Source organism: Vibrio sp. S457-15, assembly GCF_000960545.1.
GTDB lineage: Bacteria > Pseudomonadota > Gammaproteobacteria > Enterobacterales > Vibrionaceae > Vibrio > Vibrio parahaemolyticus.
Genome location: NZ_JYOQ01000177.1, coordinates 137,576 through 153,640, shown reverse-complemented (window position 1 = coordinate 153,640; position 16,065 = coordinate 137,576). Strand labels below are relative to the sequence as shown.

Below are 16,065 nucleotides of genomic sequence, written 5' to 3'. Positions count from 1 at the left end.
TTAGATGCCGTATTCCGCGCGGTATGCTTTCACCGCTTCAAGATGCTCGGTCGCGTTACCTTTTTCTTCAAGGTAAGTGATTAAGTCACCCAAACTCACGATAGAAATCACCGCACAACCGAAGTCGCGCTCAACTTCCTGAATCGCAGAAAGTTCGCCTTTGCCTTTCTCTTGGCGGTCGATAGCCACTAATACGCCAGCCAGATCTGCACCATTCGCCTTGATGATTTCCATCGATTCACGAATCGCGGTACCCGCTGTAATCACGTCATCCACCAGCATGATACGACCTTCTAAAGCAGAACCTACTAGATTACCGCCTTCGCCGTGATTTTTTGCTTCTTTACGGTTGAAGCAGTAAGGCGTGTCGATATCGTGGTGATCCGCAAGTGCAACCGCCGTAGTTGTCGCAATTGGAATCCCTTTGTATGCAGGGCCGAATAGAACATCGAATTCGATACCAGAATCCGCAAGTGCTGCCGCGTAGAAACGACCAAGACGCGCTAGGTCACGGCCTGTATTGAAAAGACCAGCGTTAAAGAAGTACGGGCTTTTACGGCCAGATTTCAAAGTAAACTCACCAAACTTAAGAACTTCTTTCTCAAGTGCAAACTCAATAAATTCACGCTGGTATGCTTTCATTATTTTCTCTCTATGTCCTTGGTTTCTTTTATCTCTTCTCGGCAATCATTCAATTCTCTATTCCCGAGATAAAAAAATAGCCCCCATAATGGGAGCTATTTAAATCAATTGGCTAACGCCGCCTTCTGCGCCGCGACGATTTCCGTAATGCCGACTTTCGCCGACTCGAGTAATGCCATCAGCTGTTCATGACTGAACGGTTCACCTTCTGCGGTGCCCTGAATCTCAATCATCTTACCTTCTTCTGTCATCACAACGTTCATGTCGGTGTCTGCGGCTGAATCTTCAACGTACTCAAGGTCACACAGCACTTCATCACCAAGCAAACCAACTGATACTGCCGCTACGTGACCTTTCATTGGGTTTGCTTTTAGCTTGCCGCTATCGACAAGGTGTTGGAATGCATCTGCCATTGCAACGCTTGCACCACTGATTGATGCAGTACGTGTGCCGCCGTCAGCTTGAATTACATCACAGTCAACCGTGATCATGAATTCGCCCATAGCTTGCAAATCGACAACTGCACGTAGGCTACGCGCGATAAGGCGTTGGATTTCCATTGTACGGCCCCCCTGCTTACCGTTTGCCGCTTCACGGCGAGTACGCGAGTGAGTCGCACGAGGTAGCATGCCGTATTCAGCGGTCACCCAGCCTTTACCTTGGCCTTTTAACCAACGTGGCACTGATTCTTCGACGGTCGCATTACACAACACTTTGGTGTTACCGAACTCAACTAACACTGAACCTTCAGCGTAAGCCGTGTAGTTACGAGTAATTTTGATTGGGCGAACTTGATCCGCCTTGCGATCGTTTGGACGCATGGGCATCTACCTTAAATAATGAGGAGAAGACGATTTGGTTGGGCGAAGATTATAGCGGAATCGATTTCGGATTCCTAGGTCACAGCTTCACTCCCTCTAAACATTTCCTGGGAACCTATTTGCGAGACACTGATGTAAGACAGCCCGCGCACCTCTTCTCGCTCCGTGATACACTCTCTAGGTAATTTTCAAAAAATGAAGACAGGAAAATTCGATGATTTACAGTATGACTGCGTATGCGCGCAAAGAAGTAAAAGGCGATTGGGGCTCAGCGGTATGGGAAATCCGCAGTGTAAACCAGCGTTACCTAGAAACCTATTTCCGCATGCCAGAACAATTCCGAGCTTTAGAACCAGTTCTACGCGAGCGTTTTCGTAAACGTCTAGCGCGAGGAAAAGTGGAATGTAGCCTTCGTTTCGAAGCGAACCCTGCAGCAAAAGCCGAGCTTAGCATCAATGAAGCGTTGGCAACCCAAGTGATTAAAGCTGCTGAACAAGTTATGCACATGACTGGTGAGCTTAGCCGCATCAATCCATTTCAAGTCATGCAATGGCCTGGTGTGATGGAAACTCCTGAGCAAAACATGGATGAGGTCAACAAAGAGCTGCTTGCTGCATTTGATGAAGCAATTAGTGAATTTATTGAAGCGCGTGGCCGTGAAGGCGACAACATGAAAGCGCTGATCGAACAACGCCTAGACGCGATTACCGCAGAAGTGGTGAAAGTTCGTGCTCGCATGCCTGAAATCCTAGAATGGCAACGTGAACGTCTATTCTCAAAATTTGAAGATGCGAAAATTGAACTGGATGCTTCTCGTGTAGAACAAGAGCTTATCTTGCTAGCGCAAAAGTCAGACGTTGCAGAAGAGCTAGATCGTCTGGATTCTCACGTGAAAGAAACGACCAACATCCTGAAAAAAGGTGGCGCAGTTGGTCGTCGTCTGGATTTCATGATGCAAGAATTCAACCGTGAGTCAAACACGCTCGCTTCTAAATCGATCAGCACCGACATCACTGCGTCGGGTGTTGAACTGAAAGTTCTGATCGAGCAAATGCGCGAACAGATCCAAAACATCGAATAATCTAAAAACATTTAGATTACATATTGAAAGCCCCGCTTAATGCGGGGCTTTATTTTATTCGTCTTTTTCCAAGGTTCGGTTGTCAACATACGGCCAATAGTGGTGTCCAACGCGAATCACCAAGGTCGCTGCCGCCAAGATAAACGCCGCTATAGAAAGCCAAACCACCAAAGTGGCATCCAACTCTTTCATACCTAAGGTGATGTAGCGAGCAATGGCCATCATCGCGATATAGATAGGATAGCGAACGGGGATCTTACCGTTCATCACAAACTGCTGCACCATCGCTAAAACCTCAAGATAGATGAACATCAATAAGATGTCCGTCAACAGCACTCGCTTCTCAACAAAGACGTGAATGAACTCTTGAGCCATGGCATAAATAGTTGCCAAGGTAATAGCGACCAACAGAACTGCTTCTAAGATGTGGAACATCTTTAAAAATGGGCGACTGAACGATTTAGGTAAATTTGATGGCATAGCCAATTATCCAAGCAAAACCAAAGAGATAAGCTTTGAGTTTAGCATGCAAGATAAAAAAGGATACATAAGAAAACGCCCCGTTTATTTAACGGAGCGTGTTTTCTTGAATGCGATGGTGGCACGGCTTACGCCACTTGCTGCTTTTTTTCTGCTAAACGCTTTTTCTTGCGATATTTAGGATGGGTAATCGGAATCGCGGAGAGCAGTTTCTTGGTGTAATCGTTTTGTGGGTTCGCGTAAATTTCTTTCGCATTCCCCGCTTCCACCACTTTACCAAAGTACATCACCGCAACTTTATCGGAGACATGCTTAACCACCGACAAATCGTGAGAGATGAAGATGATGGCAAGGTTCATTTCTTGTTGAAGTTGCAGCAACAAGTTGAGAATTTGCGCCTGAACCGATACATCCAGTGCAGATACTGATTCATCACAAATCAACAGCTTTGGCTTCAGTGCTATCGCACGAGCAATACCAATACGCTGACGCTGGCCACCAGAGAATTCGTGCGGATAACGGTTCACAGCCGTTTCAGGCAAGCCAACTTTCACCAACAGCTCTTTCACCCATTGTTTACGCTCTGTAGGAGTGCCTATTTTATGGATGATATACGGCTCTTCCAAAATCATACCAATGGTGTGACGCTGGTTAAGTGACTCCATTGGGTCCTGAAAGACAATCTGCATGTCTTTACGCAACGAGCGCATCTCTTTGACAGAGAACTTTGTGATGTCTTTGCCTTCAAAGAAAATCTTACCTTCCGTTGGCTCGTACAATTTTAGAATCGTACGTCCTAAGGTACTTTTACCACAGCCAGATTCACCAACGAGTCCCAATGTTTCTCCTTCTGAAACCGACAAGGAAACGCCGTCTACAGCTTTGATCGTGTAGCCCTTCTTAAACAGTCCTTTACCAGATACAAAGTGCTGCTTAAGATTTTCAATTCTTAATACTTCTTTGGCCATAACATCCTCTTTTATGACTTGTTCACTTTGCACCAGTTAGCTCGCAAACATGCTGGCATCGATTGGTTTGATATCAATCATCTGCTTAGGTGCGTTGTCCAAGCTTGGCATTAAGCCCATCAAACGTTCCGTGTAAGGGTGCTGCGGATTGTCAAACAGCTCAAAAATCTCCGCTTTTTCGACAATACGACCACCATACATTACCGCAACGTCATCACATACTTCAGCTACTACGCCTAAATCATGGGTAATGAAAATCATTGCCATGCCCGTTTCTTCTTGAAGTTCATTCATTAGTTCAAGGATAGACGCCTGTACCGTTACATCCAATGCCGTCGTTGGCTCATCACAAATCAAGATATCTGGTTTACATGCGAGTGCCATTGCGATCATCACGCGCTGGCGCATACCACCAGATAGGTTGTGCGGGTATTCGTTGAGGCGCTTTTCTGGCATTGGAATTTTCACTTTAGCCAGCATTTCTACCGCGTAGGATTCGCGCTCTTTTTTACCTAACTCAGGACGGTGTAATTCCAACACTTCGCACAGTTGGCGGCCAATGGTATGCACTGGATTCAACGCCGTCATTGGGTCTTGGAAAATGATCGAAATGCGGTCGCCGCGCATGGCGTACATTTCTTCCGCTGGTAGCGACACCAGATTGGTACCTCGGTAGTTAACTTCACCATTAACAATATTGCCGTAAGGCTTTGGCAACAATCCCATGATGGACATGGAGGTCACGCTCTTACCACTGCCAGATTCACCAACGAGACCGAGCGTTCGTCCTGCGCGAACATCAAAGTTCACGCCATGGAGTACTTTTACCGGGCCATCATCCGTGATGAATTCCACTTCGAGATCTTTTACACTCAAAATTACATCGTTTTCCATAACACATCCTTACAGCTTATACGTGTCATCAACGACAACAACCGGTTCAAAGGTTTTACCCGACTTCATCGCTTTCTGGGTTTCTTTCTTCACGTCTTTGTCGATCCAATACGTGCCATCACCGATAATTCCGCCACTGAACAACGCTTCTGTCATTCGATTCATTGGTTTCTCTGGCAATTTCAACCAACGCCAGTGTCCATAACGAACGTAAGGTACCATGTAGCCAGTGACAATCACGTGCGCATCAATAATGTCTCGCTGAATCTCATGACCTAGTTGGATCTTCTTATCCATGTCCATGTTAAAGCGATACGCAATGATCTTTTCATCTAGCTCTGGCGTGCTGTAGTTAGTGAATGAGTTCGTTTGTGGTTTGTTCGCGTTCACGGAATGGAAGTATTCCCAATAAGTTGGGATTTCCGAAGTCCCCATATCAAAGAAAGCAAGTTCGTGTTTTTTCTCACGCACATACTTGAACATCGATGAACCATCAATCAGCTTCAGCTCAATGTCCAACCCTGCCAATTTTGCCTGTTCACGTAAGAAAGCAATACGCGGTGTATGAACTGGAGAGGAGTACGTCAATTCAAAGCTCAAACGCTGACCTTTATCATTCACGCGAATACCATCGGAACCAATCTTATCGAAGCCTGCAGCTTCAAACGCTGCCGCCGCTTTTTCTGGTTCAAACTTTGGCGCTTTCACATCTGGCAACGTGTACTTACCATGCCCAAAGCCCGTTGGGTTGGGTTTACGGCTGTAGTCTCCACGCATAACATTCTCGATCATGCCGTCGAAATCTGTCGCGTAAGTGATCCCTTTGCGAATGTTTAAGTCATCAAGTAGAGGCATGGCCGTGTTTATCCACACGCCACCAGCACCAACTGGATATTGGTTGTAACCCCAGAACTTCTCAATGTAACCCTTTTGATAAGGGGCAGTATTGGATTTGTCATGCCATAGACTTGGCAAAACCAATCCAAATGCGTCCAACTTACCTTTTTCGAAGTGCTTCATCGCAATATCACTATCGCGGATAACCGTGATACGAATTTTGTCGACGTTATAGCGATTCTCGTAGTACTTATTGGTATAACCCCACCAGTCCTCACCTACGTGCTTAAAGGTAACGCTTTTACCTTTTTTGACGTCGGCTAAGTAATAAGCGCTGGTGGTTGGTTCACTTTTAAAGTTGTAGTAGCGCACAAAATCATCATGAATGCCGTCACCGTTCTCGTCTTTCTTCGGATTCGCATAGAAATGAGCAGGACGAGGACGTAGCGCCCCCATTCTCAACAACAACTCTTCTGGATTGAGCTCTTTCGCGGCCTTCACGGCGAAGGTGTGATCGTCAAATTTGATAACATCAGCAACCGTTTTGTTGTAATAGTCGTTGTACCAAGGCTCTAAAATGTCTTTCGAGCGGTAAAACTTAAGCATAAAAACAAAATCGTCTGCCGTGACTGGCTTGCCATCCGACCATTTAGCTTGTGGGTTCAGTTTGAAATAAACCGTTTTATTGTCACCCGCTAATGCCCACTCATTGGCTAGCTCAGGGATGAATTCAAGCGTATCTGGGTGGCGAACCACCAACCCTGGCGTTTCATCCAAGATGAAAGAACGTAAACCAGAGTTTGCATCAGGACCAACACTGCGTAGAGTCTGAGGAAAGCTCGACATGAAAGTGCGGTAAGTCCCGCCACGCTTTGCTTCAGGAGAGCCATATTGAGGCTCATCCCAGTTCGTTTGCCAGTTTAAGTCAGTCGGTAGCGTAGCTGACATCGCACCAAAACTTAGGGCGCTTAGCGTGGACGCTAAAATTATTCTTTTCATAAAACTTCCCTTTTTTATGTTTTGCTCACAATGCATGCTTAAACATAGCGTGTGAATTTTTTCGGGTCGAATGCCGCTCGAATCGCTTCACCGATAAAGGTGACCATCACTAGTACCAGTACAATGGAAGTCACAACAGACGCCACAATCCATGGCGAGTCCAAGTTGGACTTACCTTGCTGCAGTAACTCACCCCAGCTTGGTGTTGGTGGCATCAAGCCTAAACCAAGATAATCAAGCGCTGTCAGTGCGGTGATGTTGGCGGCAATAGTAAATGGCGCCAAGGTAACAATCATGACCATGGTATTTGGCAGAATATGGTTAAACAGGATTCGGCCTGTCGAGGCACCCAACGCACGAGCTGCCATTACGTATTCGCGTGCAGATTCTTTATAAGTCATGGTACGCATGTACCATGTCATCCCCATCCATCCAAACAACACGTTGATGGCGACAAAGAGCGTGAAAGTCGGTTGAACGATGGACACCAAAATCATAATGACGTACAGGAACGGCACCATTGACCAAACCTCAATCAAACGTTGGACAAATAGGTCGAACTTGCCTCCCCAGAAGCCCATGGCACAGCCTACAGCGGTACCAATAGCGTAGGACACCGCCATCGTTAACAACGCAAACCCCATCGCAGTACGGAAGCCATACACCAAGCGCGCTAAAATATCGCGACCAATAACGTCAGTACCTAGATAGTGTTTATTCTCAGCGCTTGGCGCGGTCGGAGGGAAATCGCCACTGAAGTCTTGTTCGTATGGGTTCCAAGGAACGATAGGTAGAATCACAAAGTTGTCCCCCCCCTCTTCCTCAAAGACTTGTTGGAGAACTCGGTAATCAGCTTCACTTGAAGAATCTTGACCAAACTCGCTACCTAAACGAACGTCACTGATAACCGGAAAGTAGTAACTACCATCGTACTTCACCATCAACGCTTTACTGTTGATTAACAGCTCGGCAAATAGTGAAAGAATCAACATGATAGATAAGATCACAAACGACCAATAACCACGTTTAATTTCTTTAAAGTGACGGATTTTCTTTTGAGTTAATGGACTTACTTTAATCATATTACGCTCCAAACTTCACACGTGGGTCGACTAAAGCAACACAGATATCCGAAATAATATTACCGATCAGCAGCAATACCGCGTTGATAGCAACGATGCCCATCACTACTGGGTAATCACGCTCCATAATGGATTCGTAACCTAATAAACCAATGCCGTCGATGTTGAAGATAACTTCGATCAAAAATGCCCCTGTCATGAAGAACAACAGTGAGTTGCCAAAGTGAGAAGCAATTGGAATTAAGCTATTGCGTAGCGCGTGTTTGCGTACCGCTTTCTTAAACGGCAAGCCTTTTGCGATCGCGGTACGGATGTAATCCGATGATAAGTTTTCCATCAGGTTATTTTTCATCGTCATGGTGAGCGTTGCGAAATCACCAATCAAGTAACAGATCAGCGGAAGCACAGCATGCCACATCACGTCTTTTGCGCGTTCAAAGAAGGTTTCATAGTCATCGAAATCATCACCGACAAAGCCCCCCATAGGGAACCATTCCAAGTGATAACTAAACAAAGTAATCAATAACACGCCAACCACATAGCCAGGCAAGGCATAACCGACGAATATCAAAATGGAGGAGGTAGAATCAAACACAGAACCGTGCTTGAGGGCTTTGTAATAGCCAAGCGGTATCGAGATGAAGTAGCTGATAAAGAAAGTCATGCCACCATAGAACAGCGAAACAGGCAGACGCTCTGCAATCATATCCGATACTGGTTCGTAATAACGCGTTGATTCACCCAAGTCCAACGTTACTAATCGACTCAACCAATCAACGTAAGCTTCCATCACAGGTTTATCCAACCCGTAGAATGCGTTTAGCTCAGCGATTTGCTCATCAGACAGTGCAGTATTGCCACCCGCTGACGTCATCGATGCTGCGCCGTCTCCCTGAGACTGCATTTGTGACAGCATGCGTTCAACTGGCCCACCCGGTACAAATCGAGTGATGGCAAAGATAAGAATGGTGATACCGAGAAACGTCGGAATGACTAACGCTAAACGGCGTAAAAAGTACGACAGCATATACAACTTGCTCCTTGTCTACTGTCCAAATTAGGCGGGTTTGGTGGGAAGTTTCCGGCCCAAAATGGTGCATATCTATCCGCGTAGTAACTAAAGCTGTTGAAACACACTCCCTGCGATTCAATAACTAGTTTTTTCTTCTACGGCAATAATTTCAGCGTCATATTTATCTTGAATCCACATCAGCTTCAAGTGTTTGAAACCAAAACATGACAAACTTCCTCCGATGTCGAAAAACAGAAATGTTTTTGTAAAAAATTATAAAAAACCACAAAAAGAATTCCTGCAGAATATCAATCTAGGCACTTTAGAGCCAAAACCCTATATAAAAATGCACATAGCAAGAATAAATAGACACATAAGCTGTGGTTACATTTGACTGAAAAATACGAGTGAGCCCTTTTACAGCAATGGGTATCATATTTTGATACCACCCAGTGCAACCAAGTCAACATGGTTAGCATTCGATAAAATTCCACCTTTAGAATAATTCACTGGATAAATGAGTATTTTCAGATTCAATTACCCGCTTAAAAACCATAGGCAATATATGTCATTAAAGTTTACAAGAAACACAAAATACGGTGTTTTATTAAAATTTGATCTCGATTTATAGAACCTACACAGTAAATTATTCCGTGATTTAAATCACTTTTAGTTGTTTACATCTTTTTTACATTTCCACATCTCCGTTTACCACTGGTTTGACTTCCTTTTTTCTTCTCGGTTATACATTGGCCGACCGTTAACGAAATATTAACGTCACATTTGGTCGCTATGCGACCAGACATAGGAAATAATAATAATCGGAGCAACAAGGATGTATAAAAACACAACCGCTTTATCTGTTGCGATCAGTCTTGCTTTGGGGACAGCGGCAGCAGTGGCCCCTCTAACAGCACAGGCAGAAGAGCAACAAGTTGAAAAACTTCAAAAGATGAAAGTTACTGGTTCGCGCCTAACGCGCGCATCTATGGAAGGAAGCACTCCAGTAGCAGTAATTGGTCGAGCTGAAATTGAACGCGCTGGTGACGTATCGATTGCCGATGTATTGCGTAAATCATCTTTTAACTCATTTGGTTCTTACAGTGAAAGTTCAGGCAGCTCATGGCAAAGCCAAGCAACCATGTCTCTACGTGGTTTGGGCTCTTCTCGTACTCTAGTTTTGATTAATGGCAAACGTCTACCAGGCTCTGCAACCATGGGTGGTGGCGCTGCAAACATCAACGTAATTCCATCGGCAATCGTAGAACGCGTTGAAGTGATGGCTGACGGCGGTTCTGCTGTATACGGCTCTGATGCTGTAGCAGGCGTAGTAAACATCATTCTTAAAGAAGAATTTGATGGTATCAACGTAAGCGTGGGTTCTGGCATTCCAAGTCAAGACGGCGGCGACGAAGGAAACGTTGCACTCGTGATGGGCACAAGCGGTGAGAAAGGCAACATCATGTTCTCTTTCGAGCATGATAGCAAAGACGAAATCTACCAACGCGATCGTGATTACCTAAGTTCAACCAACACCGGCTCTGCAAACTATTTCGATATGTCAGGCGTTAGTATCTTTGGTCGCAACGTTTACCATGATGGCGAGTTGAAAGCACTTAAGGGCTACGACACTAACGCGTCATGTGATCCTTCAAAAGGTTTTGTAGGCTTAACAAACTACCCTGGTTTGGGCGATATCTGTGGCTACGACTACACATCGGAAGCAGCTCAAACGGCATCTTTAGAACGTAATACCGTATTTATGAACGGTAATATCTTCTTGTCTGACGACACTACTTTTAATGCACAAATGCTTTTAAGCCGCAATGAAAGTTTTGGTCGTTTCGCACCTGCAGCAGGCTCATTCGACGTAGATCCTAACACGAGTGGTGGCGCTGATTTCTTCGCAGAGAATGGCCTTGATACAACCAAAGGTCCAGCTTCTGTATACTACCGTTTTAACAACGTGGGAACTCGTGATACTACAGTTAAAGATTTCCAAGCTGATTTCAAAGCAGGTCTTGATGGCACGCTTTATACCGACTCTTTCGGTGAGGTAATTTGGGAAGCTGGTTACCACTTAAACTTCTCTAACAGTAATGAAGTTGGTACTGGTTACGTATTCGGTTCAGCGGCATCGAACCTAGTTGAATCAGGTCAGTTTGTGAATGGCGAGTTCAGTGCAGATGCAACAAATCAGTTGTCTGCAGGTACTAGTCGTGAATCCCAAATGGAAATGCATCAGTTTTCTGGCGGCCTTCAATTTGACCTAGCAGAAGTTGGTGACATCACTATTCCATTGTATGTTGGTGCTGAATTTACCACTTACGATTACTTCGATAAATACGACCCACAAAGTGAAGCAGGCAACATCATCGGTAGTGCTGGTAACTCTGCGGGTGGCGATCGAGAAACTTATGCATTTTACGCAGAATCTATGATCGCGTTTACTGATGAGCTGGAAATGAACATTGCGGCTCGTTACGACCACTATAGCGACTTCGGTGATGAGATCTCGCCAAAAGTATCTTTCCGTTACCAGCCTCTTGATAATCTGATGTTCCGTGCTGGTGCTGGTATGGGTTTCCGTGCTCCAACACTATCTGACCTTTACGCGGCTGACAGCTACTCGTCAGACTTCGCAAAAGACTACAGCTACTGTTCAGCAAATGGTATTGCATACGCAGACTGTCCAGAAACTCAATATGATGTAACTCGTACAGCAAACGAAGATCTAGAAGCAGAAACATCAGTATCGTTTAACTTTGGTGTGAGCTACTCACCAATCGACGACCTAGACGTAACAGTGGATTACTACAACATCAGTATTGATGACATGATCACACTGAATACTCTGCAAAGCATGATCGACGAAGAGCGTAGCTCTGGTGTTTCTAACCCGAACATCATCCGTGATGCAAATGGCCGCATCATTGAAGCAACAGCGGGGCTGCAAAACTTAGGTACACTCGATACTTCAGGTATCGACCTCAAAGTCGGCTACAGTTACGACTTTGATTTTGCGACAGTTCGTTACGACTTCATGGGAAGCTATGTTCTGGACTACAGCACACCTGAATACGTTGGTGGCCCAGTAAATAATCAAGTAGGTCGTAATGGTTTGCCTGAGTACCGTTTTAACACTGGTGTTGGCTTAAACTTCCTAGAAGACCATGACATCTATCTATCTGCAGACCACATCGCAGACCAAGCTCAAGATGTTGACGACAACTACAATAAAATCGGTCACATATCTTCACAAACAACGTGGAACATTGCGTACAACTACCTAGCTCCGTGGGATGCAAAATTCACGGCAGGTGTTCGTAACCTTACTGATGAAGATCCTGCATTTGAATCTGATGGTGTAACTTACAACTCAGACCTATACAGCATTCAAGGCCGCGTTTACTTCTTGAAATACTCTCAAAACTTTTAATTAAAACCTTTGGCGCAGGAGTATTTCCTGCGCCCTATTCGACTGACTATTTACACTAACAAGGATGCTACTATGACGTTAAAGGAATTTGGCGTAAGTGCAGTTACTGCCGCGATTCTCTCGGTAAGTGGTGCAGCGATTGCTGCAGACTCTGGAACCGTAGTCGCCAATCAAGCACAAACAACGAAGTCTTCTCAAGCTTCTCAGCAAAAAATCGATACTTACGCTGAAAGCACAGAAGGTATGTTGGCAGAATATAAGGGCTTACTTCGTCAAATCGATAGTATGAAAGTCTACAACGAGCAAATTAATCGAATGGTTCAATCGCAACAGGGCGAACTGGACTCATTGAATAACCAAATTGCTCAAATCGATCAAACGGCAACAGAAGTTGTTCCTCTAACACTAAAAATGATCGATGCGCTAGATGAGTTCGTTACACTCGATTTGCCTTTCCAAAAAGAAGAACGCAACAAACGCGTTCAAGAGTTACGCCGCCTGATGGATCGCGCAGACGTAACGACTTCTGAGAAATTCCGTAAAGTGATGGAAGCGTACCAAATTGAAGAAGGCTTCTCTCGCTCAATTGAGTCTTACAAAGCGAGCTTAGATCGTAACGGCGAAATCGTAACGTACGATTTCTTACGTATTGGTCGTACAGCACTTCTATTCCAGTCTCCAGACGGCGGTGAAACAGGTATGTGGAACCAACAAACACGTCAATGGGAGACACTACCTGAAAGCTACCGTATTGCGGTACAGCAAGGCCTTCGTATTGCGAAGAAGCAAGCGCCACCAGCGCTAATCAAATTGCCTGTATTTGCTGGGGAGGAATAAGAGATGAAAGGATTCAAAACTCTAGCCGCTGGTCTACTAGCCAGCTTATTTATGGTTTGTGGCGTTCAAGCTGAAACCCCACAAACGCTTTCTGAACTACTAAAAAACGTAAAATCAGAAAGCATTGTAGAATCAAAAGAAAACAAAGAACGTGAAGCTGTGTTCAAGCGCGATCGTGACCAACAAGCTGTATTATTACAACAGGCTCGTGAAGAGCTAGCTGCACAGCAAGCGCTTGGCGATCAACTGAAAGCTACTTTCGACGAAAATGACAAGCAACTAACTGAACTAACCGAAACACTGCGTGTTCGCTCCGGTACCTTGGGTGAAATGTTTGGTGTGGTTCGTCAGTACGCAGGTGAATTTAAAGGCCTATTTGCAGCTTCACAAAACGCAGTTCAGTTCCCAGAGCGCGATGCGCTGCTAACTAAATTAGCAGAAAGTAAAGAACTACCATCAACACAAGAGTTAGAAACTTTCTGGCACACTATTCTTCAACAAGTTGTCGTATCTGGTGATACATCAACAACACAAGCAACGGTTGTTTACGGTGAAGGTAAAGAAGCCGTTCGCGACGTAACGCTAGTAGGTGAATTTAACGCAATTGCAGATGGCAAATACGTCATTTACGTACCTCAAACTGGCAAGTTCGAAGAACTATCACGTCAGCCAAGCAAGAACATCACAAGCCAAGTGGCTGGTTTTGAATCAGCAAAAGGCACTTATGAGCCGCTATTCCTTGATCCATCTCGTGGCGTAATTCTATCGCTACTAGTACAGAGCCCTACCGTTCAGGAGCGTATTGACCAAGGCGGTATCGTTGGTTACGTCATCCTAGCAATGGGCGCTGTTGGTGTCATCATCGCGCTATTGTGCTTCCTACGCCTTCAGATCATCGGTGGCAAAATGCGTAAACAGGCGAAATCAGACACAGTTATCCCTGGCAACCCTCTAGGTGAAGTTATCCAAGCTTACCAAGATCACAAAGGCGACAACCTTGAAGATCTGGAAGCGAAGTTGGACGAAATCATCCTACGCAATGCACCAAGCATTGAACGCTTTATCAGCTCAATCAAACTGTTTGCTTCTGTAGCACCACTACTGGGTCTACTAGGTACAGTAATGGGTATGATCGGTACCTTCCAGGCAATCACGCTATTTGGTACCGGCGATCCGAAACTAATGGCTGGCGGTATTTCTGAAGCATTGGTAACCACCATGCTAGGTCTGGTTGTCGCAATTCCTCTACTGTTCCTTTACACCATCGTACACAGTAAAGGTCGTCGTTTGGTTCAAACTCTTGAAGAACAGAGTGCAGGTTTCATCGCTCGCTATCAGGAAAAACTACATAAAGCCGAAAGCTAAGGAGGCGTTATGTGGTGGTTAGTTGGAGAACTTGAATCAATTAGGCGCTTCTTGGGAATGGGTGGCGATGTACTCGTCGCTATCTTCATCCTCAGCTTCATGTTATGGGCAGTGCTGCTAGAACGCTGGTTCTACTTTGCCGCCGTCGCTCCAAGAGCCGCTAAAAAAGCCGTGACTCTTTGGAGTGAGCGTTCAGAACATCAAAGCTGGAACGCAAAGATGATCCGACAAGAAATTGTATCTCGTCAGGATATTGAGAATAAAAAGGGGCTACCAATCGTTAAAGTACTGATTGCGCTTTGTCCCCTACTTGGCCTGCTCGGCACCGTAGTCGGCATGATCCAAGTATTCGACATCTTAGCGGTAACCGGAACAGGAAGCCCTCGAGCAATGGCCTCGGGGATCTCAAAGGCAACAATCCCAACTTTAGCCGGGATGGTGGCTTCTCTGTCAGGACTGTTCTTTAGTTCACGTCTTGATCATTTAGCCAAAGTCACAACGCAAAAGCTGGAAGATAAGCTAAAGCATATTGCCTGAGTAAATGGAATTAGAGGTATAGGTCATGAAAAGACGCTATAGCAGTGATAGCAGTGACGAAACAGCTATCGATATGACACCGATGCTCGACATCGTATTCATCATGTTGATCTTCTTTATCGTAACAACATCGTTCGTTAAAGAAGCAGGTTTGGAAGTAAACCGCCCAACAGCAAGCTCAGCACAAACCGTGAAGAAAGGGAACATTATGGTTGCCATCGGTGCCGCTGGAGACGTATGGGTTGATAAACGACGCATTGAAGTCGACGCTGTTCGCGCCAACATCGAACGTCTTCGCGCAGAAAGCCCTGATGGCGCTGTTGTTATCCAAGCGGATACCGAGGCCAATGCAGGGGTAGTCGTGAAGGTTATGGACCAGATTAAGATGGCAGGTGTCGAAAGCATCTCCATTGCCGCAACGAATAAGGATTAAGCTTATGCGGTATCTGGCCTCAATTGCACTGGCGCTCATTGTCTCCCTCGGATTGTTCTGGGGGATGGACAAGCTGGTAAACAAAGAGCGCCACGAGCTAGTGTCGAATGATGATCAGCGTATGGTCGATTTCATTCGCATTAAACCGGACGAAAAAGTACAGGAGAAAAAACGCGAACTCCCGAAACCGCCACCACCTAAGCGTCCGCCGCCGCCACCAGAAATGAAGGTGACGTCGACAGTAAAACCGGTGATGGACCAAGTTCCAATGGATATGCCAAAACTCGATCTACCAGTTAACGTCACTGGTGGCTCAGTGCTCGGTCATTACAGCCAAGGTGGCGGAGCGAGACTGGCAGGTAGCGGAGGCCCTGTGCCTTTAGCAACATTCCAACCTCAGATGCCTCGTAAGGCTGCCCGTTCTGGACTTGAGAAAGGTATCGTACTTGTAGAGTTTACTGTTAACGAACGTGGTAGCGTCGAGGACGTCAAAGTTTTAAAAGAGACACCACGTAAGTTGGGCTTGGGACAAGCCGCGAAGAAAACCGTATCTAAGTGGACCTTCAAACCCAAAATGGTTGATGGTAAAGCGGTTAGCTCTCGCCTTTCTCAAGAAATTGAGTTCTCTACAAACTAAG

Annotated in this window: 15 protein-coding genes; 7 read left to right on the top strand and 8 right to left on the bottom strand. The window is 45.5% G+C overall.

Annotated features, from left to right (window positions below; translation table 11 throughout):
• Nucleotides 1-642 carry an orotate phosphoribosyltransferase gene (pyrE, locus tag UF05_RS20305; RefSeq protein ID WP_005458955.1) on the bottom strand — a complete coding sequence of 214 codons (642 nt, stop codon included), beginning with the start codon at nt 640-642 and terminating at the stop codon, nt 1-3.
• A gap of 104 nt (nt 643-746) precedes the next feature.
• Complete coding sequence (rph, locus tag UF05_RS20300) at nt 747-1,463, bottom strand: ribonuclease PH (RefSeq protein ID WP_005459025.1); 717 nt, start codon at nt 1,461-1,463, stop codon at nt 747-749.
• A 214-nt stretch (nt 1,464-1,677) separates the two neighbouring features.
• Between rph and UF05_RS20295 the strand changes: the two genes are divergently transcribed.
• Entirely contained in the window at nt 1,678-2,544 is an 867-nt protein-coding gene (locus tag UF05_RS20295) for a YicC/YloC family endoribonuclease (protein WP_015296114.1), read from the top strand.
• Nucleotides 2,545-2,598: 54 nt separating this feature from the next.
• Here UF05_RS20295 and UF05_RS20290 read toward each other — a convergent pair whose 3' ends face one another.
• The 6 genes from UF05_RS20290 to UF05_RS20265 all read right to left on the bottom strand — a co-directional run bounded on the left by UF05_RS20290 (nt 2,599) and on the right by UF05_RS20265 (nt 8,831).
• Nucleotides 2,599-3,024 (bottom strand): phosphate-starvation-inducible protein PsiE, encoded by a 426-nt coding sequence (locus UF05_RS20290; protein ID WP_005458957.1) that lies wholly within the window; start codon nt 3,022-3,024, stop codon nt 2,599-2,601.
• Nucleotides 3,025-3,152: 128 nt separating this feature from the next.
• A complete protein-coding gene (locus UF05_RS20285; RefSeq protein WP_156147347.1) occupies nt 3,153-3,992 on the bottom strand; it encodes an ABC transporter ATP-binding protein in 840 nt (279 codons plus the stop codon).
• A gap of 36 nt (nt 3,993-4,028) precedes the next feature.
• Entirely contained in the window at nt 4,029-4,886 is an 858-nt protein-coding gene (locus UF05_RS20280; RefSeq protein WP_049878000.1) for an ABC transporter ATP-binding protein, read from the bottom strand.
• 9 nt (nt 4,887-4,895) lie between these two features.
• Nucleotides 4,896-6,722: an extracellular solute-binding protein gene (locus UF05_RS20275; protein WP_005458972.1), complete on the bottom strand. Its 1,827-nt coding sequence runs from the start codon at nt 6,720-6,722 to the stop codon at nt 4,896-4,898.
• Between the two features lie 38 nt (nt 6,723-6,760).
• A complete protein-coding gene (locus tag UF05_RS20270) occupies nt 6,761-7,804 on the bottom strand; it encodes an ABC transporter permease (RefSeq protein WP_025612223.1) in 1,044 nt (347 codons plus the stop codon).
• Between the two features lies 1 nt (nt 7,805).
• Entirely contained in the window at nt 7,806-8,831 is a 1,026-nt protein-coding gene (locus UF05_RS20265) for an ABC transporter permease subunit (protein WP_005458995.1), read from the bottom strand.
• Between the two features lie 820 nt (nt 8,832-9,651).
• Here UF05_RS20265 and UF05_RS20260 point away from each other — a divergent pair.
• From UF05_RS20260 to UF05_RS20235, 6 genes are all read left to right on the top strand, one after another.
• Complete coding sequence (locus tag UF05_RS20260) at nt 9,652-12,255, top strand: TonB-dependent receptor plug domain-containing protein (RefSeq protein ID WP_021486907.1); 2,604 nt, start codon at nt 9,652-9,654, stop codon at nt 12,253-12,255.
• Between the two features lie 72 nt (nt 12,256-12,327).
• The gene (locus tag UF05_RS20255) at nt 12,328-13,092 is read left to right on the top strand and encodes a DUF3450 domain-containing protein (RefSeq protein ID WP_005496754.1); all 765 of its coding nucleotides are present in this window, start codon (nt 12,328-12,330) and stop codon (nt 13,090-13,092) included.
• A gap of 3 nt (nt 13,093-13,095) precedes the next feature.
• The gene (locus UF05_RS20250; protein ID WP_020904362.1) at nt 13,096-14,457 is read left to right on the top strand and encodes a MotA/TolQ/ExbB proton channel family protein; all 1,362 of its coding nucleotides are present in this window, start codon (nt 13,096-13,098) and stop codon (nt 14,455-14,457) included.
• 9 nt (nt 14,458-14,466) lie between these two features.
• Nucleotides 14,467-14,994, top strand: a complete 528-nt coding sequence (locus tag UF05_RS20245; protein WP_005458945.1) for a MotA/TolQ/ExbB proton channel family protein — start codon at nt 14,467-14,469, stop codon at nt 14,992-14,994.
• Between the two features lie 25 nt (nt 14,995-15,019).
• Nucleotides 15,020-15,427 carry an ExbD/TolR family protein gene (locus UF05_RS20240; protein ID WP_005458951.1) on the top strand — a complete coding sequence of 136 codons (408 nt, stop codon included), beginning with the start codon at nt 15,020-15,022 and terminating at the stop codon, nt 15,425-15,427.
• A gap of 4 nt (nt 15,428-15,431) precedes the next feature.
• Nucleotides 15,432-16,064: an energy transducer TonB gene (locus tag UF05_RS20235; RefSeq protein WP_005458947.1), complete on the top strand. Its 633-nt coding sequence runs from the start codon at nt 15,432-15,434 to the stop codon at nt 16,062-16,064.
• Nucleotide 16,065 lies beyond the last annotated feature (1 nt).